This window comes from Pseudomonas mandelii (assembly GCF_900106065.1).
GTDB classification, from domain to species: Bacteria; Pseudomonadota; Gammaproteobacteria; order Pseudomonadales; family Pseudomonadaceae; genus Aquipseudomonas; species Aquipseudomonas mandelii.
On sequence record NZ_LT629796.1, the window covers coordinates 5,029,625 to 5,055,841 of the forward strand.

A 26,217-nucleotide genomic window follows, 5' to 3' on the forward strand; every position below is an offset into this window, starting at 1 on the left:
GGCTGCGAAGCAGCCCCTTTTGGTGAGCGCTGCGCGCTCAAGCGGGAGCAAGCTCCCTCGCCACAAAAGCACGCCACCACAACATTCAGGCAGCCACAAAAACTAGGCCTGTTGGCGTTTTTGCAGCCAGTTGAGGAAGCCGTTTTTCTTGATCGGAACCGGTTTGGCCATCAGCGCCAACCGGCTGTTCTGCTGCCGCACCGCTTGCAGCTTGTTCAGCGCCCGACCCACTTCAACCCGTTGTTCCATGCAACCACGGGTCAGGGATTTGTCGATCCGGTAAATGATGCACGAGGTCAGGGTGGTGAAGGTGGCCTGGGACGGTGTATCGGTGAGCACGCTTTGTTCACCCATCACCTCACTCGGCCCCATGCGCCCGGCTTCGGTTTGCCCGGTGCCATCGGGGACGGTGGCGCTGACCACGCCTGTGGCGATCACCATCAGGCTGTCCGGCACTTCGCCCAATTCCAGCACCACCTGACCCGCCGCGTATTGCTGCGGGACCATGGACTGAGCCAATTGATCACGCTCGTCCTCGCTCAGGGAGCGGAAGACTTTCACTTCATCCAGCAACGCCCGTGCGCGGGTTGTCGGTTCAATAACACCATCGATCTGCCGGGAAATTCCCGCCGCTTCGAGGTGCCGGTGCGCCAGGTCGAACAGCTGATTGCGCACCTCGCTCTTCTTGCCGAGCTCGGCGATAAAGCCGCTGGCCACGTACTCGGACATGGTTTCGCCAGCCTCTTTGAGCACGGCTTTCGGCGCCGGGTTGAGCAGCAAACTGCTGCTGCCTTGAAGCGTGCGCTCCAGCGCATCCAGCACCCGACGCGGGCGGATGTGGTTGGGCACTTGAATGCTGATGGACACGCCGTGCATGTTGGTCGGCCGGCTGAGGTTGACGATTTTCGCCTTGGCCGCCACCGAATTCGGCACCACAGCGGTGCTGCCGGCGCTGGTCAGCAGGTGCGTGGCGCGCCAGTCGATGTCGAGGACTTTGCCTTCGACGCCATCGATCATGATCCAGTCATCCACCTGATACGGCTTGGTGGTGTTGAGCACGATCCCGGAAAACACGTCGCTCAAGGTGCTTTGCAACGCCAGACCGACGACGATGGCCACGACGCCGGACGTCGCCAGCAAGCCTTTCACCGGCAGCTCCAGCACGTAACCGGCCGCCGCGACGATGGCAATAAGGAACACCAGCGCGCCGATGACGTCCTGCAACAAGCGACCGCTGTGACCGATGCGGCGCATCAGCACCAGGCCGATGACTTCGGTGAGCACCCGCGCGGAGTACAGCCACCAGAGAATCCCCAACGCCGTGGCGCCCAATTGCGCGACACGATCCTCGGCGAACAACGGTGCCTGCAACGGGCTCACACCGGCATTGATCACCAGCGCGCTGAACAGCACAAACAACGCCAGCCGCACGCCAACCCGCGTGACGCGATGCTTGAACGGCGCGAGGTGCCAGAGCACGGTGTCGATCACCAGCAGCAGGGCACTCCAGGACAGCAGGTGAGCGAGGACAAAAGACATGGGGGAACTCCGGCAGACTGGTTGTTGTTGGCGGTAGTTTTTTGTAGGAGCCAGGCTTGCCGGCGAAGGCGCCCTCAAGTACGCCTTCGCCGGCAAGCCTGGCTCCTACAAAAAGCAGCTTCGCCACACATTGCTGTGTGGCGAGGCGAGGTGACTCAGTTCAAGTGAGTCTTGAGTTCCAGTGCTGCCTGACGAACCGCCGCTTTCACCTCCGGAATCTGGCTCAGCGGGTTGAGCAGGCCGAAGTCGTGGATCATGCCGTTGTATCGCACCGCCGTGACCGGCACACCGGCTGCGTCGAGGTGGCGGGCATAGGCTTCGCCTTCGTCACGCAACACGTCGAACTCGGCGGTTTGCACCAGGGCGGCGGGCAGGCCTTTGAGCTGTTCGGCGCTGGCTTGCAACGGCGAGGCATGGATCTGCGCACGCTCGGCCTGGTCGGTCGTGTAGTTGTCCCAGAACCAGTTCATCATGCCCTTGGTCAGGAAGTGGCCTTCGGCAAATTGCTGGTACGAGCCGCTGTCGAACTGTGCGTTGGTCACCGGCCACATCAACAACTGGAAGCGCAGCGACGGTGCTTTCTGTTCCTTGGCCATCAACGCCACGACCGCCGCCATGTTGCCGCCGACGCTGTTGCCGGCTACCGCCAAGCGCTTGCCATCGACGCCGATGTCCTTGCCATGCTCGGCCACCCAACGGGTCGCGGCGTAGGCCTGGTTGATCGCAGTCGGGTAATGCGCTTCCGGCGACGGCGTGTAATCGACATACACCGCGACAGCGCCGGAGCCGACCACCAGATCGTGGATCAGACGCTGGTGAGTCGGGTAATCGCCCAACACCCAGCCGCCACCGTGGAAGAACATGAACACCGGCAATTCACCTTTGACCTTGGCCGGCCGGACGATTTTCAGGTTGATGGTTTGCCCGTCGACCTTGATCGCACGATCGCTGACGTCCACACCCGACAGATCAACCTTCACCGAGTTTTGCGCACCGGTCAGCACCGCACGGGCATCTTTGGGGCTCAACTGCTCAAGCGGCTTGCCACCGCCGGCGGCGAGGGCTTCGAGGAAGGCCTGGGTATTGTGTTCGACACCCGGGCTGCCGGCGGCGAATGCATTGCCGATGGAAAGGGCGAGAAGGGAAGCGGTCAGGGTTTGTTTGACGATGTTCATGGGGCAAATCCTTTTTAATTAATTAATTTTTGATTACCTGAGGTCAGGTCGCTGCTGGCGCTGTAGGTCAGGCCTCAGCAACACCGTGGACACAGATTAATAGGTCGCCCAAAAGGGAAAAAGCAGCTATAAAGTGTTTGACTGTCAACCAAGGCGTGACAATGAACCCGTTCGAAGATATGCGTATTTTTTGCCAGGTCATGGACTCCGGCAGCTTCACCTCGGCAGCCGATCAATTGGGCCTGTCCAAGCAGTTCGTCAGCCGGCGCTTGATGCAGCTCGAAGAGCGTCTGGGCGTGCGCCTGCTCAATCGCTCCACGCGGCGGCTGGACGTCACGCCGCTGGGCCAGAGTTATTACGAGTCCGCGTTACGTTTGCTCGGTGAAGTCGAGCAAGTGGAGCAGGGCATCGCCGGCCAGACCACCGAGCCGCGCGGCACCATCCGCGTAAGTGCGCCGTTGTCGTTTGCGCTGGCGCATCTGGGGTGCTTGCTGCCGTTGTTTTTGCAGCGCTATCGCGATGTCACGGTGGAAGTGGACTTGAGCGATCGGCCGGTGGACTTGCTCAGCGAGGGTTACGACCTGGCGTTGCGCATCGGCATCCTGGAGGACTCGACCCTGATCGCCCGCCGCATCGCCTCCATCCAGCGCGTGTACTGCGCCAGCCCGGCCTATCTGGCTGAGCGCGGCACGCCGCTCAAACCCGAAGATTTGCACAACCATGACTGCCTGCCTTACGGCCACGGGCGTCAGGTGCAATGGCGTTTCGAAGGGCAGGGCAAGCCGCTGAGCGTCAACGTGACGGGCCGGATGCGGGTCAACAACGGGGAGTTGCTCAAGGATGCGGCGGTGGCCGGGATGGGGATTACGTATTTGCCGACGTTCATCGTCGGTTCGGCGCTGAAGGAGGGGCGGCTGGTGCCGGTGCTGGATGAGTTTCGTCCGCCGCCGCTGACGTTGTCGGCGGTGTATCCGCAGCACCGCCAGAGTTCGCGGCCGGTGCTGGCGTTGATCGAGTTTTTGCGCGAGCGGCTGGATCGGGTTGAGTGTGGGTTGTAGAACGCCGGATCACACATCTCCTTGTAGGAGCGAGGCTTGCCCGCGAAGGCGTCGTGACATTCAAAACAAGCGTTGACTGATACGACGCCTTCGCGGGCAAGCCTCGCTCCTACAAGGGATTGTGGGGTTTTGAAGATCAGCCCTTGTCAGGACCTTTTGTCATCGCCTGGCTCCCCACCGACATGCACACCGCGGTCGTCGCCGATTTCGCCCGCGCGATGCACACCGCGGTCGTCGCCGATTTCTCCCGCGCGGTGCACACCGTGGTCGTCGCCGATTTCGCCCGAGCGGTGCACACCGTGATCGTCGCCGGGCTCAGAGTGAGTGCCGCTGCGCCCGGATGAGGCTGAGCTGCCTGAGTGTCCCGAACCATGGTCGCCGCTGCTGTGACCGCTGCCGCTGTTGCCGCCGCTGCCGTTTCCACTGTGGCCGCCGCCATTGCCGCCGCTGCCGCTGCCACCGTGACCACCGCCATTGCCGCCGCCCCCGCTTCCGCCACCGGAACCACCGCCGCCGTGACCGCCGCCACCGCCACCAGAACCGCCGCCACCACCGCCAGACCCACCGCCGCCGTGACCACCACCACCGCCCCCGCCGCCCGATCCACCGCCGCCACCACTACCACCATCCTTGGCCTGGGCACTCGATACCCCGGACAAGCTGTCCGGGATCAATACGGTAGACGCCGACAGAACTGCGCCAATAGCTACTGCCAGTAAAAGCTTGTTGATGTGCATGTCGTTCTCCGTCTTCTTATTCAGGTTGGAACGTTGATGAACAATGCAACTTGCTGCTCGATTCAATGGGAGAACACCGCAACGCGCCGATTAATTCAGTGGCAACGCGTATGAACGATGAACGGTACACATCGATCCTGTTCCAGCGGGTCAGTGAATACTCGAAGCCAGTTCGAAGATCGGGATGTACATCAGGATCACGATGACCCCGATCAGCAGGCCGATGAAGGTCATGAGCAAGGGTTCGAACAGCCGCACGAACCATTCGATCCAGCGGCTGATTTCTTCGTCGTAGAAGTCAGCGCTGCGCTCCATCATCTGGCCGAGGTTGCCGGATTGTTCGCCCGCTCGAAGCAAACGCAGGGAGACCGGGGTCACCAGGTGATTGAGCTCCAGCGCGGCCGACAGTGATTGCCCCTCGCGTACCCGTTCGCAGGCCTGGTCCAGGCGCACGCGGGAGGCGGGGGTGAGCAGGCCGCGAACCATGCCCATGGCGGTGACGAGGGGAATGCCGCCCTGCAACAGGATGCCCAGGGAGCGATAGAAGCGCGCCAGTTCGTACATGAAAATGCGTTGATGGACCGCCGGGAGTTTTTCGATCACACGGTCGACGCCCCGACGAAAAGCCGGTTGTCGCTGAAGAAAGCCGAGGGCGACGATGATTGCCGCCAATGCGCCGAAGAACTCACCCTGGTGGGCGTGCAGGAACATCCCGCAGCTCATCAGCACTTGCGACAGCCACGGCAGATTCGACCCCAGCCCTTCGAACACCAGGCTGAAGCGCGGCACCACGTAACCCATCAAGAACAACACCACGCCACCGCCCACCACCAGCAACAGCAGGGGGTAGATCGAAGCGCTGACGATTTTTTGCCGAACCTCGTCCATGCGCTGGCGATAGCTGACATAGCGGCCCAGGGCATCACCCACGGCGCCGGTCTTCTCACTGGACTGCACCAGCGCGACGTAGAGCGGAGGGAACACCGCCGACAGCTGGGCCAATGCCTGGGAGAACGATTTGCCTTCATACAGCAGGCGCACCAGTTCGCTCAACGTTTTACGGGCCTGTGGCGCGTTCTCTTTTTCTGCGAGGCTTTCCAGCGCATCGATTAACGGCAGGCCGGCGTTGAGCAAGGTGGTCAGTTCCTGGCTGAACAACACCAGATTGAATGTCTCGCGCTGTCGAAGGCGCAACGCGCGCCAGTGCCGCTCGACGTGCAGGCTGACCACCCGCAAGCCCTGGTCTTCGACGATGCGCCGGGCCTCGCTGTGGCCGGGAGCCTCGACGGTCATCGAGACCACGCCAGCCTTGCCCACTGCCTTGAGATGAAAGCGCATGGTCGGCCCCCCTCCGTCATTGCCAGCTGGTGACTTCGGCGTTTTCGCCTTCGCCGCCGGGTTGGCCGTCCTTGCCCATGGACAGCAGATCGTACTCGCCGTTTTCGCCGGGGTAGCGGTAGTTGTAGTTACGACCCCACGGGTCCTGCGGCAGTTTTTTCTGCAAGTAAGGACCGGTCCATTTGGTTTCATCGCTTGGCGCAGTGACCAGCGCCTGCAAACCTTGTTCGGTCGATGGGTAATGACCGACCTCCAGACGGTACAGGTCGAGCGCTTTGCCCAAGCCTTCGATTTGCGCCTTGGCCACCTTCACTTCGGAGCGGCCCAGTTGGGCGAAATACTTCGGCGCGACGATGCCGGCCAACAGCCCCAGCACCACCAGCACCACCAACAGTTCGAGCAGGGTGAACCCGCCTTGAGGACGCGGGGCGGAACGCAAACGCTGATTCATGATGACCTCACACAGTCGGCAGAAGGGTCGCCATGGAGGCGTATGCAATTGCCATGCTCACCCCCGGTCATTCTTCCACAACCCCTGTATTCCGGGCCTTTGCGCTTTCGGCACAGTGCTTGCGTATGGCTTGTTTACTACCGGCCATTGGGGCATTACCCCCATTTTTCGGGGCCGGGCAGGGGAGACAAAAAAATGAAAACACTCACCACAGGACTGCTCGGCTGTTTGCTGCTGACGAGCGTCGTACAGGCCGATGTGTTCGTTTCCGTGGACGCCAAGGGCAGTTACGTACTGTCCAATGTGCACCGTCCCGGCCGCACCTATGAACGGGTGATTCACGAGCCCCAATCCTCGCTGGTCGGTCTTGATCAGCAGCCCCAGATGATTGCCAGGCAACCCTATGCAGAGCTGGTGTCGGCGGCCGCCACGGCCAATGAATTGCCGGCCGCGTTGTTGCACGCGGTCATCCGCGAAGAGTCCCGCTACAACTCGGATGCGACGTCCCCCAAAGGCGCCGGCGGGCTGATGCAATTGATGCCCGATACCGCCCGGGAGATGGGGGTGAAAAACGTCTATGACCCCAAGGCCAACATCCAGGGCGGCGCCAAATACCTCAAGCGCCTGCTGACCCTGTTCGACAACGACATCACCCTCGCCGTGGCGGCCTACAACGCCGGGCCGCAAGCGGTGCTGAGCCGTGGCGGAGTGGTCCCGCCGTTTGCTGAAACCCAACGTTATGTGCCCAGCGTTTTGCGCCAGTACCGGCGCTTGCAAGGCTTGGCCATGGACGCACCGCTGTGATTGGCGAGTGTGGGGAACGTCCCCCAATAGTGGGGCAACAAGGACTGGGCCGAAAAGTGGGGAATAAGTGGGGAATATCCCCCGGGTTCTCAGATCGTCGCTTCAAGTGGCTGAAAACTAACTGAATTATTTATGGCATGCGGATTGCTCAAGCGGATTTGTCGAGAATTATTCCCTGTGAGCACCCACAGCGAGGCCCGTGATCATGACCGGCATACCCAACACTTCGTCCTTGTTTAAATTCGCGCTGTTGGTGGTGTCGATGTTCGGCATCGAGCTGGCTGAGGCGGCCCTGCGCTGCGAGCGCAATTTGGTGGCGAACGTCGTGGCGCTGGATCAGCCGCTGATGTTCAACCGCCTCGGGGCGCAGAACGCCAACGGCATGATGTTCGCCCTGCGCCGTGACGTGGTCGACGACCACAATGTGTCCCTGGCTCAGGGCGGCGCGGCAGTGCCGGGCAAAGTCTCGCTGCGGCCCGACAAGCGTCCGCGTCCCCTGGTGTTGCGGGTGGCCGCCGGTGACTGCCTGACCGTCAACCTGCAGAACCTGCTGGCGTATCAGGCCAATCCCGGCAGCCACGAAAACGGCGAGGAAGGGGTTGAGGGGGAGGTCGAAATAGGTGACGTCGAGCAGTTCAAAGTCGATGAGCAGGTCACCGACCGCCACGTCGGCTTCCAGGTCAACGGCATGCAAGCGGTCAACAGCATCGATGACATCGCCTCGTACACCGGGCGCAACGGCAATTCGCTGGTCGCCCCCGGCGGCACCCGTTCCTACACCTTGTTCGCCGAGCGCGAAGGTGCATTCGCCGCCAGCAGCCGTGGCGCGACTTTCGGTGGTGAAGGCGATGCGGGCAACGTTGCCAACGGCCTGTTCGGCCAGGTCGTGGTGGTGCCCAAGGGCGGCCGCAGCTACCGCAACACCGTGACCGAAGAAGAGATGCGCCTGGCCAGCAGCGGCCGCACCCCGGCCGGTCAACCGATCGTCGACTACCAGGCGCGCTACCCGCAACGCGAACCGTGGATCCGTGAAGGCAAGGCCGGCACACCGATCATCAACATGGTCGACGGCAATGAAATCATCTCCAGCGAAAGCGACGCGATTGTGATGGGCAGCAACGCCGACGGCAGCTTCCCGCCGTCGACCTATCCGCTGGAAGCCGTCGGCAAACGCAACCCGGCGATTCCGAACCGGCTGGAACCGTTCCGCGATTTCGCCTCGCAGTTCCAGGATGAAACCGCCGCGACCCAGGCGTTCCCCGCATATTGGGCCGACCCGGTCATGGCCCATGTGCTGGAGCCGACCCGCGACTCGTTCATGATCAACTATGGCTCCGGCGGCATGGGCGCCGAGGTGGTGGCCAACCGGCTGGGTGTCGGGCCGATGCACGATTGCCTGTCCTGCGCCTATGAAGAATTCTTCCTCAGTTCGCACACTGTCGGCGACGTGGCGATGCTGGTGGACGTGCCGGCCAACGCTGGCCTGGAAGGCATTCTTCCTGGGCAGGTACCGAGCGCCGATCAGATTGGGGTCAAGGCGACCATGGCGCTGTATCCGTCCGAGCCGTCCAACGTCAACCACAGCTACATTGGCGACTTCGTCAAATTCCGCAACACCCACAACGGCCACGAGCAGCACATCTTCCACCTGCACGGTCATCAATGGCTGTTCAACCCCAACGATGACAACTCCGACTATGTGGATGCCCAGGGCATCGGCCCGGGTGCCGGCTACACCTATGAAATCGCCAACGGTGGTTCGGGCAACCGTAACCGCGTAGCGGGCGATGCGATTTACCACTGCCACTTCTATCCGCACTTCGCACAAGGTATGTGGAGCATGTGGCGGGTGCATGACGTGTTTGAAGAAGGCACCCGACTCGAAGTTTCCCAGCAAGGTGCCGACGGGTTCCACAGCGAACCTTACGCGCTACGCAGCGGTAAACCGGCGGCAGGTGCGCGGGCCTTGCCCGATGGCGAAATCATTGCCGGTACGCCGATTCCAGCGGTCGTGCCGCTGCCGGGCAAAGCCATGGCGCCGATGCCAGGCAAGGTCGCGGTGGTGCCGAAAATCGGCGAGACCCTGGTCGCCGGTGGTGGTGACGACGATGACGAAGAAGATGACGACGGCGGCGGTAGCGGCAGCAGCGGCGGCGCTCAGGCCATCGGTTCCCTGGCCCTGGTGGATCGCAGCGAAGCCAACCGCAATGCCGACGGCAGCCTGAAAAACCCTGGCTATCCGTTCTGGATCGGCGGCATGGAAACTTCGGTCGGCCAACGTCCGCCGACGCCACCGCTGGACATGCTCGACGCGGCCAAGGCCCAGTCCTTGAAAACCAGCGGCAACGCCTTGTGGGCCAACCTCGACCCGGCGCAGTCCGGTGGCTGGGATGGCGGCCTGGGGCGTCATTCCCTGGACGGTTTCTCCGCCGGTGGCGTGGCGCACACCATTACCACGTCGCTGGATTTCTCCAAGGAAGTGACCCGCGCCAAACCGATCTACATGCCGGAAGAGGGCACCGAAGTCGAACAGGCGGCCATGGCCTTCCACGCCAAAAAGGATCATCCAAGCTTTGCCTTGCTGCCCGGCAATCAAATCGTGGCGAAGGCCTTCCGCACCAACGGTGCCTTGCCGATTGCCGGCGCGCCTTATTACGAACCGTGCATGGACGACCGGCAAAAACGCCTGACCAGCAGCGCCGGCACCGGCGAGTTTGCCAGCGGTGAACGCATCGACGGCATGTCCTATACCGGCTCGTCGACCTTTACCGCCGACCGTCCACGGGTCTACAAAGCGGCGAACATCCAGTTCGACGCGGTGTACAACAAGGTCGGCTACCACTTCCCGCAAGCGCGCATTCTGGCCCTGTGGGAAGACGCCTGGCCGGTCATCACCAAGCAGCGTCCACCAGAGCCGCTGGTGATGCGCATGAACACCTTCGATTGCGTGCAATACCAGCAAACCAACCTGGTGCCGGCCGTCTATGAGATGGATGACTATCAGGTGCGCACGCCGACCGACGTGATCGGTCAGCACATTCACCTGCCCAAATGGGACCTGACGGCGGCCGACGGTTCGGCCAACGGCTGGAACTATGAAGACGGCGTGCTCTCCCCGGGGGCTGTGCAAGAACGCATCCGCGCCATTCGCGAGTTCAACCAGTGCGAAGGCACCGATCCACGTGACGGCACACCGGCCTGTCCAAAAGCCAGGAATCACCCGTACTTCGGTCAGTATGGCCGGGCGGATTGGGTGGGCGCGCGCACGGCGATGCAGCGCTGGTTCGTCGATCCGGTGGTAAACGCCAAAGGTGTCGACCGTGGACTGGGGACCATTTTTACCCACGACCACCTGGGCCCATCGACTCACCAACAGATTGGCCTGTACGCCACCGTACTCGCTGAACCGGCCGGTTCCACCTGGTTCCATGCCGAAACCGGCGAGCCTTTGTACAGCGGCGCGCGCCAGGACGGCGGGCCGACTTCGTGGCAAGCGGTGGTGTCCACCGGGGACATCGATGGCGACGGCAAGAACGACAGCTTCCGTGAGTTCTTCCTCGAGTACAGCGACTTCCAGCACGCCTATGAAGCCGGAGTGTATGTCGGCGCCGGTCCTAACGGCGTGCCTGATCCACAAACCTTCCCGGCCACCGCGGACAGCTTCCGCTACGCGATCAACCCGCCAGTGCGCAACAACGCCAGCACCTTGCTCGACGGCATCATCGAAGTGCAGGGCGGTATGGTGCCGGGTTGTCCGACTCGGCCATGCCCACAGGCGATCTCGGTCGATGACCCCGGCATGTTCGTGGTCAACTACCGCAACGAACCGCTGGCCCTGCGGGTCTACGACCCGAACAAGGTCGGCCCGGACGGCAAGCGCGGCATGCAGGCCGACGGCCTCGGCGGCGACCTGGCGTACGCCATGCAAAGCCGTACCGACCGCGCCATCCCGGCGATGAACCTGGCACCGAACCTGGTCACCGCCGCCACCGGTCCAACCGGCGGCACCACACTGTTCCCGCCACACGTCAACCGTGGCGGCGCGGAACCGGGTGACCCGTTCACGCCAATGTTGCGCACTTACACCGGTGACAACGTGCGGCTGCGGGTGCATGCCGGCGGTCACGAAGAAGAGCACAACGTGACCCTGCACGGCGTGAAATGGCTGCAAAGCGGTTCCGGCTTCGGCAACAGCTCCAACTCCGGCTGGCGCTCGTCGCAGATGGTCGGTATCTCCGAACAGTTGGGCTTCAACGCGCCGGTTTCGATGCTCTCCAGTTCGGCGGCGGCCACGGGGGATTACCTGTACTCGATGGACGCTTCGATTGAAGGTTACTGGAACGGTATCTGGGGCGTGATGCGCAACTACACGACCCAGCGCAGCGATCTGTTCGCACTGCCAAACAACCCGAAACCGACCGGTATGCGCAACACCGTGGCGTTCGATGGCATCTGCCCACGGTACGGCGCCAACCCGAACGGCATCGGCACCCGGCCGACCGTGCAACGCAACTATGAAGTGGTTGCGGCGCTGGCCAACGACATCCTGCGCAATCCGTTGAACCTGACCATCGGCGATCCGGCCGGTATCGGGCAACACGTGGGTGGGCCGTTGAACCCGGCGGGTGGCACCCTGGTGTTCAACTCGCGGCCGGTGAACATCCCTCAGGTCACCGTGGTCGATCCTGAAGATGGCGAAACCATCACCATCGGCGGTCAAAGCGGCCCGTTGCATGATCCGACTGCGATCCTGTACGTGCGCAAATCCGACCTCGATCCGCTCACTGGAAAAATGAAACCAGGTGTACCGGTGGAGCCGCTGGTATTGCGCGCGGCGGCGGGTGACTGCATCAACGTCACCCTGGAAAACCGCTTGCCTGTGGTCATGCCCGACCTGACCCAGACTGCCGTGATGCAAGGGCTGGTCAAGCGAGATCGCAACAATGGCCAGGGCTCGACCATCTTCACCAACAACCTGCTGCGGCCTTCGAGCCATGTTGGCCTGCATGCACAACTGCTGGCGTATGACATCACCAAATCCGATGGCACCAATGTCGGCGCCAACCCGATCCAGACCGTGCCACCGCGCATCGGCAACAGCGGCGCATACCCGACCCGTACTTATCAGTACTACGCCGGGCACCTGGAGCGTGAAGGCAAGCCGATCTCGCAACTGGGCCGCAGTGTCGACAACATCAACGCCACGGCGGTGGAGTTCGGCGGACTGAATATCACGCCGGCGGACCTCATCAAACAACCGCAGAAAGGCTTGGGTGGGGCGATGACCATCCTGCCGATCGGCGCAACCTGGGTTGAGGATGCGCGTAAAACCAACGCAACGGTCACGGCACCAGGGCAGACCACTTACCGCGACTTTGCGATGGTCTGGCAGAAAGCGTTGAACATCCGCTGGGCCAACGGTCGGCCGGTGGAAGGTATTGCCGCCGAAGGCTTTGGTGTGCCGACCGATCCACAGGACAACTCGAGCATGGCCATCAACTACAAGGCCGAGCCGATCTGGTTCCGCTTCGGGTTGGCGCCGGATGCGCCGTTCGGGCACGCCAATGGCGCCGGTTACGGTGACGTGCCTAACGCGCATATGGCGTACAGCAATGCGCTCATCGGGGGCGATCCTCAGACACCGGTGCTGTATGTGAAACCGGGGCAACCGTTCCGCACCCATATCCTGATGCCGACCGGTGGCAGTCGCGGCACGACCTTCCAACTGGACGGTCACGTCTGGTCGGTCAACCCGTTCCAGTCGGAGAAGAGCGATACCGGTGGCTATCCGATGATGACACCTGGGGTGGGGTCGGTGCGGTTCGGCTACAACCCGATGTCGATGTACATCGGCGCTCGTGAAAGCATCCTGCCGGCGGCGCACTTCAGCTTCATGCACCCGAGCGCCGGGGGCAGCAACGCAATACCGGGCGACTACCTGTTCCGCGATTACGGCGCCTACGGCAACACCGCCGGGCTTTGGGGATTGCTGCGGGTGACCAACGAGCCAGAACCGGCACCGGCACCGTAAAGCCAGGGATTGGGGGGCTGACACCGCTCGTACCTACAAGGGACAAGGCAGGCACAGATCTGTAAGGGGAGAGGGTAATGAACAGGACTACAAAAATCGCCGGTTGTGGGCTGGTCGTCGCAGTGGCACTCATCAGCTTCGGCGTCTGGCGCACCGCGCCGCCCAACCTGCTGAGCGAAGTCGCACTGCCGGACACCTGGAGCGGTCAGAACCTCTCCCGAGACGGGATTTCGGTGGCGCTTGAGGTCAAGTCATTGGCCCAGGACGGTGTGTTGCGTGAAGGCGAGTTTGCCGACGTGCAGTTCCGCGTCAGCGATAGTGCCTCGGGCCAGCCGTTGTCGGGCGTCAATCCCGGCGCCTGGCTGGACCCGGAAACCATCGCCGCCGACAAGGCTCAGGGCCGGGAGCAAAGCTGCAAATCCCGGGTCGGGGTCTTCCTCAAATCCAGCATTGGCGCGCGGCCGCTGCTCGACCTGAACAGCTACTTCCTGCTGGTGATGAACCGCGACGCCAGTGTCTCGGTGGTCGACCCGTCGGTGTCGGTGGGCGGCATCACCAGCACCATGACGCGGATTGATATCAAGCAACCGCCGATGGACTGGACCACGCCCAAGGACAACAAACGGGTGTTCGTCTCCATGCCGACCGCCGATGCAGTGGCGGTGATCGACAGCGAGCAGTTCAAGCTGGTCGACTCGGTCGCCGCTGGCAGCAACCCGGTGCGCGTAGCCTTGCAGCCGGACGAGCGCCTGCTGTGGGTCGGCAACAATGCCAAGACTGCCGAGCAGTCGGGGGTCACGGTGATCGACACCCGCAGCCTCAAGCCACTCAAACACCTGGCCACCGGGGCCGGGCACCATGAAATCGCCTTCAGCAAAGACAGCCGTTTTGCCTTCGTCAGCAACCGCGACGACGGCACCCTGAGCATCATCGACATCGCCAGCCTGACCATCAGCAAGCAACTCAAGACCGGCTCGCACCCGCTGTCGGTGGCGTACTCGCCGCTGTCCCAGGCGGTGTATGTCGCCGACGGCAAGGACGGCAGCGTGACCGTGGTCGATACCGCCAGCCTCGCGGTTCGGCGGGTGATCAAAATGAAACAGGGCCTGGGCCCGATGGGGTTCAGTGCGGACGGGCGTTTTGGCATCGTCCTCAACACCCTGGAAAACCAGGTGGCGGTGATCGACGCGGCCACCGATTCGATGATCCACGAGCTGGACGTATCCGCCGAACCCTACCAAGTGGTGTTCACCAAGGCCTACGCCTACATCCGTGGACTGGCCTCGGCCAAGGTCACGATGATCAACCTTTCGTCGTTGGGGGCCGGCCGCACGCCGATCAGTCAGGGTTTCGAAGCCGGGCCCCAGGCGCCACGACTGGCCGGTGATTTGCCCCTGGCTTCGAGCCTGGCGGTGTCGCGGGACGACAACGCGGTGTTCGTGGTCAACCCGGTGGACAACACCACCTATTTCTACGCCGAAGGCATGAACGCGCCGATGTCCGGCTACCCCAATCGCGGGCAGGTGGCGCGGGCCGCCATGGTCATCGACCGCAGCCTGCGCGAGGTCGAGCCAGGGCTTTACAGTTCACGGATCAAGCTCCCAGCCGCCGGGCGTTTCGACGTGGCGTTCCTGCTCAACCAGCCGAACATCATCCATTGCTTCACGGCGCTGGTTCAGCCGGACCCGAACCTCGCCACGCTCCCCGGCGTGCCAAAAGTCGAGTTCATGCTCGATAAATCCACGGCCGCCCTCGGCAGCCCTTACACCGTGCGGTTTCGCATTGTTCAGGGCCAGCAGAAGGCACAGCGCAGCGGGGTCAAGGACGTTCAGGTGCGCTACTTCCGTGCTCCGACTTCCCGGGCCCAGCAAGTCGCGGCCCTTGACGTGGGCAATGGCATCTATGAAGCCCCGGTGACCCTCGACCAGAACGGCGCCTGGTACCTGCACGTGCGTGCGGCGTCCCTTGGCGCGAGTTTCGATGACAAGACCTTTGCCAGCGTTCGGGTGATTCCCGGCGATGCCCACTGAAGAGGAAACCGACATGAACCGATTCGCACACCGTGGACTGCTGACGTTCTGCCTGTTGGCCGTCGGCATCGGCCAGGCCCTGGCGCACTCGGCGGATGAACACGCCGGGCATGACATGCCGGCTAAAAGTGCCAGTTCGGAAAGCGCCCAGGTCAAATTCGCCGACGTTGCGCTGGTGGACCAGAACGGCAAACCGGTGCGTCTGGAAAAGGACCTGGTGACCGACAAAATCGTGGTCATGAGTTTCATCTACACCAGCTGCACCACGGTGTGCCCGGTGGTGTCCTCGATCATGGGCAAGGTGCAGAAGCAACTCGGCGCCCGGGTCGGCGAGGAGGTGCAGCTGGTGTCCATCAGCATCGACCCGCAGCGCGATGACGCCAAGCGCCTCAACGACTACGCCCGCAGCTTCCAGAAGGGGCCGGGCTGGAGCTGGCTGACTGGCAGCTCGCAGTCGATCAACGAAACCCTCAAGGGCCTCGGCTCCTTCAGCGGTGACTTCAAAAGCCATCAACCGCTGATTCTGGTGGGGGACGGCAACAGCCGCCACTGGACACGCTATTACGGTTTTACCGACCCGACCGTGCTGACCCGCCAGGTCGAGAAACTCAGCGGCCAGCGCAACGCCCACGCCAAACACACGGCCATTGCCATGGAGCACCAACCATGAAAGCCCTCGCCTTGATCTTCCTTACGATGTGTTTTTGCGTCATCAGCTTTATGGCGTTTTCCCACGAAGGACACCAGGAGCCGGCGCCAGCGGTGGCCGCTGCGCAACCGGCAACCGGCACCCGGGATGCGAAAACCTGGTTCACCGACACGCCGTTGCAGGACCAGAACGGCAACACGCTGCGTTTCTACAGTGACGCGCTACAAAACCGCGTGGTGTTGCTTAACGTGATTTTCACCAGTTGCAACGATGCCTGCCCGCTGATCACCCAAAAGCTCAAGGAAGTCCGCGAAGTGCTGGGCGACAAGGCCGATGGCATCACCTTTATCTCCCTTACCAGTGATCCGCTGCGCGATACGCCGGCGGTACTCAAGGCTTACACCTTGAAGCAGGGCGTCGATGGCCCCCACTGGCTTTTTCTCACCGGCGACAAGGCACAAATGGACCTTGTACTGGGGCGCATCGGCCAGATTGTGCCGACTCCCGAGCAGCACTCGACGCAGCTGATTGTCGGTGACGTGGCCAACAAGCGCTGGAGCAAGATCCGTCCCGATGCACCGGCCGCCGCCATTGCCCAGCGCTTGCAGTTGCTGACAATGCCCGTGGCCAGTCGTTGAGCACGCGCAATGAACATTGCCCTCGTCCTCGGCCTGCTACTGATTGGCGGCATCAATCTCGCCGCCAATGCGTTGCCGCTGAGCCCCAGCGAAAGCGCCGGTAAACGGCTGTATCGCGAGGGCGTGTCGGCAAGCGGTGAGCCGATCATGGCTCGGGTGGGCGCGGCGGGCATGTTGCTGCCCGCCACCAGCCTGCCCTGCGCCAATTGCCATGGCGCCGATGCCCAGGGGCGACCCGAAGGCGGGGTACGGCCGCCGGACATCAGCTGGTCGCGGCTCTCCAGCGGTTACGGGCAACAGCAGATCAACGGTCGCAATTACCCGGCCTACACCGAGGGCGCACTGGTCCGGGCGATCCAGGAAGGGCGCGATTCGGCGAACAATCGGCTCGACCCGGCGATGCCCCGGTTCGTGCTGTCGATGAATGATCAGCGCAACCTGACGGCCTACCTCAAGCGCGTGGCCGATGATCGCGACCCCGGGTTGACCGCCGACAGCCTGCACTTGGGCACCTTGTTGCCGAGGCAGGGGCCGCTGAGTACGGAGGGCGCCACGGTGGCGGCGGTGCTCAAGGGCAGCGTGGCGCGGATTAACGAGGCGGGCGGGATCCATGGCCGGCAATTGCGCCTGACCATCCTCGATCCGGGCCCGGACCGCGCCAGTGCCAAACAGGCGCTGGATCGCTTGATTGAGCAGGAACAGGTGTTCGCCCTGATCGCACCACTGGCACCTGCGCTCGACACCGAACTGGTCACGCGGCTGGAACGCGCCGGCATTCCACTGATCGGGCCGCTCTCGTTGCAGGGCATGGCCCCGGCCAGTCGGCAGATTTTCGAACCGCTGTCAGGGCTGCGCGAGCAACTGATCGCCTTGGCCGACTACGGTGCCGCCAATTTGCGCTTGCTCCAGGGCCCGACGCTGATTGTCTACCCGGACGAGCCGAGCCAACAGGAGGCGGCGCAGCACCTCGGCCAGTACCTGCATGATCACGCCTGGCAGCAAGTGCGGCTGCAGGCCTACAACTCGGCGCAGGACGAGTTGCCGCTGGGCTCGCGATCGGTGTTTTACCTGGGCAGCGGCGTCGGTTTCAGTCGCTTCGCCGAGCGCCTGCAAACGGCGGGGCAGGTGCCTTACCTGTTCGCCGCGTCGAATCAGGTGGCAGGTGACCTGTTTCAATTGCCCAGCGGGTTTTCCCGGCGAGTGTTTCTGGCCTATCCGTTCGTGCCCAGTGACTGGACGCTGGCCGGGCGCCTGGCCTTGACGCAACTGCGCAAGCACCAGGGGCTCGGCGGTGAGCACGCGGTGCTGCAAGTCGGCGCCTACAGTTCGATGCTGCTGCTCAGCGAAGGCATGAAACAGGCCGGGCGCGACGCCAGCCGCGAAAAACTCATCAGTGCCCTGGAAGGGTTGCACGATTTCGACACCGGGCTGACCCCGCTGCTCAGCTTCGGTCCGGGTCGCCGACTGGGCTTGAGCGGTGCCCACATCGTCACCGTAGATTTGCCCGACCAGCGCTTCTTTCTGGTCGCACCGTACAAACCGATTGCCGTGACACCCTGAAAAGAGGGCTGATGATGAAACTCAAGACGCTGCTGATTCTGCTGACGATGTGGGTCCCCGTGGCCTTCTGCAGCAACGGCCCGGCTGCCGCACGGGTCAATGGCGAGGAAATTTCCGAGTTCCGTCTCGAGCGCTATTTTGCCGAATACCTGGAGGACCAGGGCCGCGCAGTGGGCAGCATTCGCAACCCCAAGGCGTACAAGCAATTGCGCCAGAAAGCACTGGATGCGCTGATCGACAAGGAGTTGCTGTGGCAGGAAGCGCGCAAACGCGGGGTGAAGATCAGCGATGAGGTCGTACAAAGCCAGGTTGAGCAGACGCGGCAAGCGATGGGGGGGGCCGAGGTGTTCGCCCGCCGGCTGGAAGACGCCGGTTTCAACGAAGCCACCTTTATCGAGTACACGCGCCGTGAGCTCGCGGCGCAAAAGGTGTTCGCCGACCTGCTCCAGGTGGCTGAGCCGGACGAAAAACAGGTCCGCGCGTTCTACGAGGAACACCGCGCCGAAATGAGCACTCCCGAGCAAATCCAGGCGCGGCACATCCTGGTCAAAGTGCCTCAGGGCGCCGATGCCGCCACCGTTGAAGCCGCCCGGCTACGCTTAGAGGAGATGCGGGTGAAAATCAGCCAGGGCGAGGACTTTGCCAGCATTGCCCGGGCCGGCTCCGAAGATGCTTCCGCCACCGAAGGCGGGGATCTGGGCTATTTCCCCCGTGGGCGCATGATGCCGGAATTCGAAGCCGCGGCATTTGCGCTGGCGCCGGGGTCCGTCAGCGCGCCAGTGCGCACACCGTTGGGCTGGCATTTGATCTACCTGCAGAACCACCAGGAGGCGGCCGATGTCTCAGAAGCTCAGGGACTTGAAATGGTTCGGGCTTACCTTGCCCGACAGCAAAAGTCCCAGGCTCGTCTACAAGTTCTGGGGCAGTTGCGATCAAGCAATCGAATCGAGCGGATTGACGACGATTGAAGGTTCCCCCCCAAATGTGGGGAAAGCTTCAGGGGCAATTCCGAGCGCTTCCCCGCCTTTGGGGGACGGGGTTCCTGAAGGAAAAGATTTTTTCATGAAAATCATAGAGATGAAGCGGTCGAAAACCGGCGCTCAGTCTGGCATGAAGTGTGCGTTAGCCTAATTAAGGCGCGTACTCCCAGGCACGAATATCGGACCTGCGGTTTCAAGGAGTCCACCTTGTTAAACAAAGTACTGGTTGTTGAAGACGAACAGCTGCTGGCGGAAAACCTCCAGGGTTACCTGCAGGCGCAAGCGCTGGAAGTCCGGATAGCTCACAACGGTGAAACAGCTATCGGCGAAGCCAAAAGTTTTTCACCCGATGTGATGGTGTTCGATTACCGCTTGCCAGACATGGAAGGCTTTCAGGTGCTCGATGCCGTCCGCCAGAACAGGAACTGCCATTTTGTGCTGATTACCGGACACCCAACCACTGAAGTCTGTGAGCGGGCCCGGCAACTGGGAGTCAGCCATATCCTGTTCAAACCGTTTCCATTGGCGGAATTGGCCCGTGCAGTCTGTGACCTTTTGGGGATGGAGCGCGAACCCAAAGCAGGCATGAGCAAGTCCGAAGGATTCGTCGAACGACGCCAGAGCAGGACCGAAAGCTTCCCGCTGCAGTTGTACGACGGCAGTTGGGTGCTGGCAGATCGTCGACGAACTCCATCGACCTCCAAGGCACCAGACGACCAACAATTGCTCACCGGGGAGTAGTGGCGCGACAAGACGTTCCGGCATACGCCGCAATGGCCTGCCGCGTCGACAGGGCTCAAAGCCCCCGGCGTTGGAGAGCATGCCATGGACCGTCTATCCCTTGCCGTAGAACCGGCGCAGTTGGAATGTGTACCGTCTCGCTTTTCCAGTGAACAACTGGCCCAGGCCCGGGCCCTGGCAACCAGTTCCGGCGAGCGGGTTCTGGAGGCCCTCGGGGGGTTGTGCGAACTGGCCCCCATGCCCTTCATCCAGTGCCTCGGCGCTACCCTGCATTATCCGGTGCTCGACACCGACACCCTGTTTCAAGCCACCCCGGTGTTCGACCGGGTCACCCTGGCCCAATGCCTCAAGCGCGAATTCATCCTGCTGCGTCATGACGATGCGGTCATTGGCGTGTTTGCCGACCCGTTCGACACAACCCGTCTGGCGTGGATCGACGACTGCCTGCACGGCGCGCCGCTGTACCTGGTGCATGCCGACGACCTGAAAGCCTACCTGGCGCGTCACGAAGAGAGTTTCCACGCGGTGGAATCGCTCAACGCCCAGGCCGACGCCAATGTCGAAATCGACACCCTGCAAAGCCTGTCCCTGACCAGCATCAGTGAAGACGCCAGCGTGGTGGTCAAACTGGTCAACTCGACCCTCTACGACGCGCTGAAAATGCACGCCAGCGACATCCACCTGGGCACCACCGGCAGCGGTCTGGTGATCAAGTACCGGATCGACGGCGTACTGAACAACATCAGCAAAATCCAGGGCAGCGAGTTCGCCGAGCAGGTGATCTCCCGGGTCAAAGTCATGGCCGAACTGGACATCGGCGAAAAACGCGTGCCCCAGGACGGTCGCTTCAAGATCGGCATCAGCGGCCGGCAGATCGACTTCCGGGTCTCGATCATGCCGAGCATTTTTGGCGAAGACGCGGTGCTGCGGGTGCTCGACAAACAGGACCTGGCGGACAAGGTCAGCGGCGTGCAATTGCAAGCCCTGGGCTTTGAAGAAAACACCCTGCGCCAGCTGCGCCGGTTGGCCGCCGAACCCTACGGCATGGTGCTGGTGACCGGCCCGACCGGTAGCGGCAAGACCACCACGCTCTACGCCATGATTACCGAGATCAACCACGGCGTGGACAAGATCATCACCATTGAAGACCCGGTGGAGTACCAACTGCCGGGCGTGCTGCAAATCCCGGTCAATGAAAAGAAAGGCCTGACCTTTGCCCGTGGCCTGCGCTCGATCCTGCGCCATGACCCGGACAAGATCATGGTCGGTGAGATCCGCGACCCCGACACCGCACAGATCGCCGTGCAATCGGCCCTGACCGGGCACCTGGTGTTCACCACCATTCACGCCAACAACGTGTTCGACGTGATTGGCCGGTTCACCCAGATGGAAATCGACCCTTACAGCCTCGTCTCGGCCCTCAACGCCGTGCTCGCCCAGCGGCTGATCCGCCTGGTGTGCGCCAGTTGCAGCGCGCCGAGCACCCCGACCGATGAAGAACTACGCCTCTCAGGGCTCGATCCGCAAAAGGTCGATCACTACCACTTCGTCCATGGCAAAGGCTGCGGCCATTGCCGCGGCACCGGATATCGCGGGCGGACCGCGATTGCCGAGCTGCTGCACCTGGACGACGAACTGCGGCAGATGATCGTCGAGCGCCAACCCGTTTCGAAAATCAAGGCACACGCTTGCAATCGTGGCTTGCGCTTGTTGCGCGAGTCCGCTCTGGAACTGGTAGCTGAGGGGCGGACCACGCTCGAGGAGATCAATCGTGTCACTTTTGTCTCGTGATCGTTATGTCGCCGTACTCGGCGCCAGTGGTGTCGGCCTGGGTCAGCGCAAGGGTGGCGACACCTTGTGGTTGGGCAGCGTCGGCTTTATCGACGAAGGCTTCCATGCCTGGGCCGTCGCCCTCGAAACCCTCGACCGTTTGCTGGGCGAACACGCCCCGGCCGGTGCGGAACTGAGCGTTGTGGTCTCCGGTCACTTCAGCCGCTTCTGCCTGGTGCCCTGGAGCGAACAGATCAGCAGCCCCGACGAATTGCTCGGGTTTGCCCAACTGTGTTTCGAAGACCTCTACGGTGTACCGGCCCAACCCTGGAGCATGGTGCTGTCGGCTGAACCTGCGGGTTACGACCGGATCGCCACCGCGCTGCCGCAAGACTTGCTGACGCGTTTGCGCAATCTGGTCAGCGGTCGCGGCCTGCGCCTGCGGTCGGTACAGCCGTACCTGATGGCGGCGTTCAATCACTTCGATAAAAGCCTCGACGCCGGTGACTTCCTGTTCGTGGTCGCCGAGCCGGTACGCAGTGTCTTGCTGCTGGCCAGGGAAGGGCGATGGACCTCGGTGCGTTCGGTGGGCAGCAGCGACAGCGATGCCGCACTGACCGCGCTGATCGGCCGGGAAAGCCAGTTGCAAGCCTCCACCAGCGAACGGCCGCTGAACGTTTACCTGCACGCGCCAGCGCGGATCGAGGTACAGCCCGACGTACCCGGTGTGCACTTGCGCACCCTCGAAGAAGACCGGACAGCCGTACACGATTGTTTGTACGTGATGTCCCGGGCGGTGGCCTGATATGCGCGCCCTGACGCTCGACTTCCAGCCGCGCCGCCGCTCGGGCCCATTGGGCTGGAGCCTGCTGGCGGGCGGCGTGGTGCTGGTGGTGACCTGTTTTGTCGCCCAGCAGCACGTCGCCGAACAGACCTCGCAACAGCAAGGCCATCTGCAAAGTGCCCAGCGCGAACTCACCGGCGACACCGGCAGCAAAGTCACTTTGAGCCCGGCCGAAACCCGCGAGCAAGCACAGAACCTGGCAGAAATGCGCAAGGTCTCGCAGCAACTGCGCCGGCCCTGGGAACGTCTGTTCGCCATGCTCGAAGCGATGCCGCGCGACAACATCGCTTTGCTGACCCTGACCCCGGATGCCCGCAAGGGTCAGGTGCGCATCAGCGCCGAAGCACGGGACCTGGAAGCGATGCTCGACTTCCACCGCCGTCTCGAAGCCAGCGACGAGCTCTCCGATGTGTCGCTGCTCAGCCACGAAATTGTCGTGAAATCGCCGGAACAACCGGTGCAATTCAACCTGTCGGCTAGCTGGGAGATCGGCGATGCGAATCCCTAGATTGATCGTCCACGAATACCTGCAAGGCCTGGGTATGCCCGGCCTGGCAGGCTTGGCGATGTTGCTGCTCGCGCTGGCCTGGGCCCTGGGTGGCCTGATGCCGGACTGGAATTCGTTGCAAACCCTCAGCCAGCAGACCCGCGAAGCCGGCGAGTACCTGGCCAAGGTTGAAGACGGCAGTGTCGCCGCCCCGGTGGTGCCGCAACGTCAGCTCGACGACTTCCGCAGCAAACTGCCGTCGCAGCCCCAGGCCACGGTGGCCATCGACAAGATCTACGCGCTGGCGGCCCAGGAACACATCACCCTGGCGCGCGGTGAATATTCACTAGGCATCGATCCCAAGACCCACTTGGCCCGTTATCAGATTCTGCTGCCGGTGCGGGGCAGCTACCCGCAACTGCGGCGCTTCCTGCACGCGTTGCTCGGCCAGTTGCCGGCCGTGGTGGTGGAGGACGTGGAGTTTCAGCGTAAAAAAATCGCCGACACCGACCTTACCGGGCGGATCCGCATGACCCTTTACCTGTCGAGGTCATGATGAATACCAAACGCGTAGTGGGCTGGGTGGCGTTCTTCGGCGTAGCCGCGGCGCTGACCTGGGGGCCTGATTACTTCATGCCTTCGGACGAAGGCGAGGCGTCGGTTGCGACCGCTGCCACGCCCGCCAAAAGCAAAATTCGCGGCACGCTGCCGGCCGCTTCAGCCAGTGGCAAACCCGCGGTGATCAAGGACCTGAGCCCGTCCGGCGATCTGTTCGCCGCCCGCAGCTGGAAGGCTGCACCGATGCTGGCCAGCGTCACCGAACAACCCGTCAACCAGACCCCGGTGGTGCCAGTCCCCAGCGTACCGCCGATGCCTTTCCAGTTCGTCGGCAAGCTCAATGACCGTTCCGACCTGCAAGTGTTTTTGCAGAACGGCGAGAAAATATACGTCGTGCGCAAAGGGGATGTGATCGACGACACCTGGCGGATCGAGGGGATTTCCGATGTGGAACTCAGCTTTGTCTACCTGCCTCTGCATTTGTCCCAGACCTTGTCTGTGGGGAGCACGCAATGAACAGTTCCCGTTTGTTGATGAACCTTTGTATATGCGCAGGGCTGGCTGCGTGCAGTTCGGCGCAGGTCGCCAAGCAGGAAGCAACCGACCTGATGGAGTCGGGGCAGTACGAAGCCGGCCTGGCGCGTATTGAGGAAGGGCTGAAGGAAAACCCTCGGGATACCGAGCTGCACCTGGCCCTGACCAGCGGCCGTGCCCGTGCCGTGACGGCATTGTTGACCCAGGCCGACATGGATCGCGCCCAGCGTGATTTCGCTTCGGCCCGTCTGGAGTATGGCCGGGTGTTGACCATTGAACCCAACAACCGCCGCGCCCAGGATTCAATGCGCCAGCTAGAGCACATGCGCAGTCTTGATGACAAACTCGAACTGGCCCGGGGTGACCTGCGTCGCGGCGACATCTACGGCGCCGACCGTCAGGTGAAACAGATCCTCGAACTGGACCCCAAGAATGGCGGTGCCCTGGAGTTGCAAGACAATATTCGTCTGGTGCAAAGCCGCAACGTGATTCCTTATCCGCAACTGCGCACCCGTCTCGACCGGCCGGTGACCCTGGAATTTCGCGACGCCAACCTGAAAACCATCTTCGAAGTGCTGTCCCAGGTCGCCGGTTTGAACTTCATCTTCGACAAGGATCTGCGCCCGGACATGAAAGCCACCATCTTCGTGCGTGACGTGCGCATCGAAGACGCCGTGGAACTGCTGCTGCAACAGAACCAGCTGCATCAGAAAGTGGTGAATGAAAACACCTTGCTGATCTACCCGGACTCGCCGCAGAAGCTCAAGGATTATCAAGAGCTGGTGATGCGCACGTTCTACCTGACCAGCATCGATGCCAACACCGCGCTGAACATGATCAAGACCATGCTCAAGACCCGTGACGTGTTCGTCGATGAACGCCTCAACACCCTGACCATGCGCGACACCGAAGACGCCATACGCATGGCCGAAAAACTCTTGCAGTCGCAGGACCAGTCCAACCCTGAAGTGGTGCTGGAAGTGGAGGTGATGGAAGTCGCGACTCAGCGGATTCTCGACCTGGGACTGCAATGGCCGAACACCTTCGGCGTGGTCAACAGCGACGGCTCGGCCGTGACCCTGCTCGATCAACTCAAAGGCATCAACTCCAGCCGGATCACCATCTCGCCATCGCCTCAGGCCAAGATCAACGCCCAGGACAATGACATCAACACCCTGGCCAGCCCGGTGATTCGCGTCAGCAACCGTGAACAGGCGCGCATCCACATCGGTCAGCGTGTGCCCATCATCAGCGCCACCTCCGTGCCGTCGACCCAAGGTCCGGTGATCACTGAAAGCGTCACCTACCTGGACGTCGGTCTGAAGCTCGAAGTGCAGCCGACCATCCATCTGAACAACGAAGTGGCGATCAAGATCGCACTCGAAGTCAGTAACGCCACGCCACTGGAACCGACCCGCCAAGGCACGATTCCGGTTCAGGTCGACACCCGCAATGCCCAGACCACGCTGCGCTTGCATGACGGCGAAACCCAGATCCTTGCTGGCCTGGTGCGTAACGACCATGGCGCCACCGGCAACAAGATTCCGGGCCTGGGCGACATTCCCGGTCTTGGCCGGTTGTTCGGCAGTAACAAGGACACCGTCGGCAAATCGGAACTGGTGCTCTCCATCACCCCGCGCATCGTGCGCAACCTGCCGTACCAGAGCCCGTCGGACATGGAATTCCCCACCGGCACCGAAACCAGCATGCACATCCAGGCGCCTGACCGGCGGATGCAGGCGCCGATTCAGAATGAACACATCGATCGGCCGGTTGCGGTCAATTCCACCACTGTTGTCGTCGAGAAGCCTTGATCATGAACGCCTCGCAACGTGGTTTTACCTTGATCGAAGTCGTGGTGACGCTGGCCCTGATCGGCCTGCTGGCCGGCATGGCCGCGCCGCTTACCGAGACCGTGGTGCGCCGGGGCAAAGAGCAGGAATTGCGTGCGGCGCTGTACCAGATCCGCGACGCCATCGACGCCTACAAACGCGCCTTCGACGCCGGTTACATCGAGAAGTCGCTGAACAGCAGCGGCTATCCACCGAACCTGCAAGTGTTGGTGGAAGGTGTGCGTGATGTGCGCAGCGCCAAGGGTGCCAAGTTCTACTTTTTACGGCGCGTGCCCCATGACCCGCTGACGCCGGTCAAGCGTGACGATGAAGGTGGTTGGGGCTTGCGCTCTTACGACAGTACGGCTCAGAACCCGCGGGAGGGCGAAGACGTCTTTGACGTTTACTCCCATGCACGCGGCAAGGGTCTCAACGGCATCGCGTACAAGGAGTGGTGAATC

The 26,217-nt window shown here is 62.3% G+C and carries 21 protein-coding genes; 16 read left to right on the forward strand and 5 right to left on the reverse strand.

Features of this window, described 5'->3' with window-relative positions:
• Positions 1 to 102: 102 nt before the first annotated feature.
• Together BLU63_RS23430 and BLU63_RS23435 are read right to left on the reverse strand one after the other, a co-directional pair.
• Positions 103 to 1,539, reverse strand: coding sequence for a mechanosensitive ion channel family protein (locus tag BLU63_RS23430; RefSeq protein WP_010455727.1), 1,437 nt, complete (start codon positions 1,537 to 1,539; stop codon positions 103 to 105).
• A 155-nt stretch (positions 1,540 to 1,694) separates the two neighbouring features.
• Positions 1,695 to 2,714 (reverse strand): alpha/beta hydrolase, encoded by a 1,020-nt coding sequence (locus BLU63_RS23435; RefSeq protein ID WP_077750467.1) that lies wholly within the window; start codon positions 2,712 to 2,714, stop codon positions 1,695 to 1,697.
• A gap of 161 nt (positions 2,715 to 2,875) precedes the next feature.
• Between BLU63_RS23435 and BLU63_RS23440 the strand changes: the two genes are divergently transcribed.
• Positions 2,876 to 3,772, forward strand: a complete 897-nt coding sequence (locus BLU63_RS23440) for a LysR family transcriptional regulator (protein WP_010455724.1) — start codon at positions 2,876 to 2,878, stop codon at positions 3,770 to 3,772.
• 146 nt (positions 3,773 to 3,918) lie between these two features.
• Here the strand turns inward: BLU63_RS23440 and BLU63_RS33560 are convergent, their stop codons facing one another.
• The 3 genes from BLU63_RS33560 to gspG all read right to left on the reverse strand — a co-directional run bounded on the left by BLU63_RS33560 (position 3,919) and on the right by gspG (position 6,298).
• Positions 3,919 to 4,509, reverse strand: a complete 591-nt coding sequence (locus BLU63_RS33560) for a hypothetical protein (RefSeq protein WP_186543554.1) — start codon at positions 4,507 to 4,509, stop codon at positions 3,919 to 3,921.
• 150 nt (positions 4,510 to 4,659) lie between these two features.
• Positions 4,660 to 5,847 (reverse strand): type II secretion system F family protein, encoded by a 1,188-nt coding sequence (locus tag BLU63_RS23445; RefSeq protein WP_010455722.1) that lies wholly within the window; start codon positions 5,845 to 5,847, stop codon positions 4,660 to 4,662.
• A gap of 16 nt (positions 5,848 to 5,863) precedes the next feature.
• Positions 5,864 to 6,298, reverse strand: a complete 435-nt coding sequence (gene gspG, locus BLU63_RS23450) for a type II secretion system major pseudopilin GspG (protein ID WP_077750400.1) — start codon at positions 6,296 to 6,298, stop codon at positions 5,864 to 5,866.
• Between the two features lie 195 nt (positions 6,299 to 6,493).
• On the opposite strand from gspG, the gene BLU63_RS23455 reads away from it, so the two are divergent.
• From BLU63_RS23455 to BLU63_RS23525, 15 genes are all read left to right on the forward strand, one after another.
• Positions 6,494 to 7,102: a lytic transglycosylase domain-containing protein gene (locus tag BLU63_RS23455; RefSeq protein WP_010455720.1), complete on the forward strand. Its 609-nt coding sequence runs from the start codon at positions 6,494 to 6,496 to the stop codon at positions 7,100 to 7,102.
• Between the two features lie 205 nt (positions 7,103 to 7,307).
• Complete coding sequence (mnxG, locus tag BLU63_RS23460; RefSeq protein WP_083376365.1) at positions 7,308 to 13,133, forward strand: manganese-oxidizing multicopper oxidase MnxG; 5,826 nt, start codon at positions 7,308 to 7,310, stop codon at positions 13,131 to 13,133.
• A gap of 77 nt (positions 13,134 to 13,210) precedes the next feature.
• Complete coding sequence (locus BLU63_RS23465) at positions 13,211 to 15,163, forward strand: cytochrome D1 domain-containing protein (RefSeq protein WP_083376366.1); 1,953 nt, start codon at positions 13,211 to 13,213, stop codon at positions 15,161 to 15,163.
• A 13-nt stretch (positions 15,164 to 15,176) separates the two neighbouring features.
• The gene (locus tag BLU63_RS23470) at positions 15,177 to 15,833 is read left to right on the forward strand and encodes an SCO family protein (protein ID WP_042932740.1); all 657 of its coding nucleotides are present in this window, start codon (positions 15,177 to 15,179) and stop codon (positions 15,831 to 15,833) included.
• Entirely contained in the window at positions 15,830 to 16,450 is a 621-nt protein-coding gene (locus BLU63_RS23475; RefSeq protein WP_083376367.1) for an SCO family protein, read from the forward strand. Before BLU63_RS23470 ends, BLU63_RS23475 begins: the two co-directional genes overlap by 4 nt.
• A gap of 9 nt (positions 16,451 to 16,459) precedes the next feature.
• A complete protein-coding gene (locus BLU63_RS23480; RefSeq protein WP_083376368.1) occupies positions 16,460 to 18,010 on the forward strand; it encodes a cytochrome c/ABC transporter substrate-binding protein in 1,551 nt (516 codons plus the stop codon).
• 11 nt (positions 18,011 to 18,021) lie between these two features.
• Positions 18,022 to 18,978, forward strand: a complete 957-nt coding sequence (locus BLU63_RS23485; RefSeq protein ID WP_331716948.1) for a peptidylprolyl isomerase — start codon at positions 18,022 to 18,024, stop codon at positions 18,976 to 18,978.
• A gap of 219 nt (positions 18,979 to 19,197) precedes the next feature.
• Positions 19,198 to 19,731, forward strand: a complete 534-nt coding sequence (locus tag BLU63_RS23490) for a response regulator (RefSeq protein WP_083376369.1) — start codon at positions 19,198 to 19,200, stop codon at positions 19,729 to 19,731.
• 84 nt (positions 19,732 to 19,815) lie between these two features.
• Complete coding sequence (locus BLU63_RS23495) at positions 19,816 to 21,522, forward strand: GspE/PulE family protein (RefSeq protein WP_083376370.1); 1,707 nt, start codon at positions 19,816 to 19,818, stop codon at positions 21,520 to 21,522.
• On the forward strand, positions 21,503 to 22,306 hold the full coding sequence (locus BLU63_RS23500; protein WP_083376371.1) for a hypothetical protein: 804 nt from the start codon (positions 21,503 to 21,505) through the stop codon (positions 22,304 to 22,306). Before BLU63_RS23495 ends, BLU63_RS23500 begins: the two co-directional genes overlap by 20 nt.
• Position 22,307: 1 nt before the next feature.
• The gene (locus BLU63_RS23505; RefSeq protein ID WP_010455690.1) at positions 22,308 to 22,853 is read left to right on the forward strand and encodes a PilN domain-containing protein; all 546 of its coding nucleotides are present in this window, start codon (positions 22,308 to 22,310) and stop codon (positions 22,851 to 22,853) included.
• Positions 22,840 to 23,388: a GspMb/PilO family protein gene (locus tag BLU63_RS23510; RefSeq protein WP_010455688.1), complete on the forward strand. Its 549-nt coding sequence runs from the start codon at positions 22,840 to 22,842 to the stop codon at positions 23,386 to 23,388. The genes BLU63_RS23505 and BLU63_RS23510 overlap by 14 nt, the downstream gene beginning before the upstream one ends.
• Positions 23,388 to 23,906 (forward strand): hypothetical protein, encoded by a 519-nt coding sequence (locus BLU63_RS23515; protein ID WP_010455686.1) that lies wholly within the window; start codon positions 23,388 to 23,390, stop codon positions 23,904 to 23,906. Before BLU63_RS23510 ends, BLU63_RS23515 begins: the two co-directional genes overlap by 1 nt.
• Positions 23,903 to 25,738, forward strand: coding sequence for a type II secretion system protein GspD (locus BLU63_RS23520; protein WP_077750408.1), 1,836 nt, complete (start codon positions 23,903 to 23,905; stop codon positions 25,736 to 25,738). Before BLU63_RS23515 ends, BLU63_RS23520 begins: the two co-directional genes overlap by 4 nt.
• Before the next feature lie 2 nt (positions 25,739 to 25,740).
• Positions 25,741 to 26,214: a type II secretion system protein gene (locus BLU63_RS23525; protein WP_042932743.1), complete on the forward strand. Its 474-nt coding sequence runs from the start codon at positions 25,741 to 25,743 to the stop codon at positions 26,212 to 26,214.
• Positions 26,215 to 26,217: the final 3 nt, after the last annotated feature.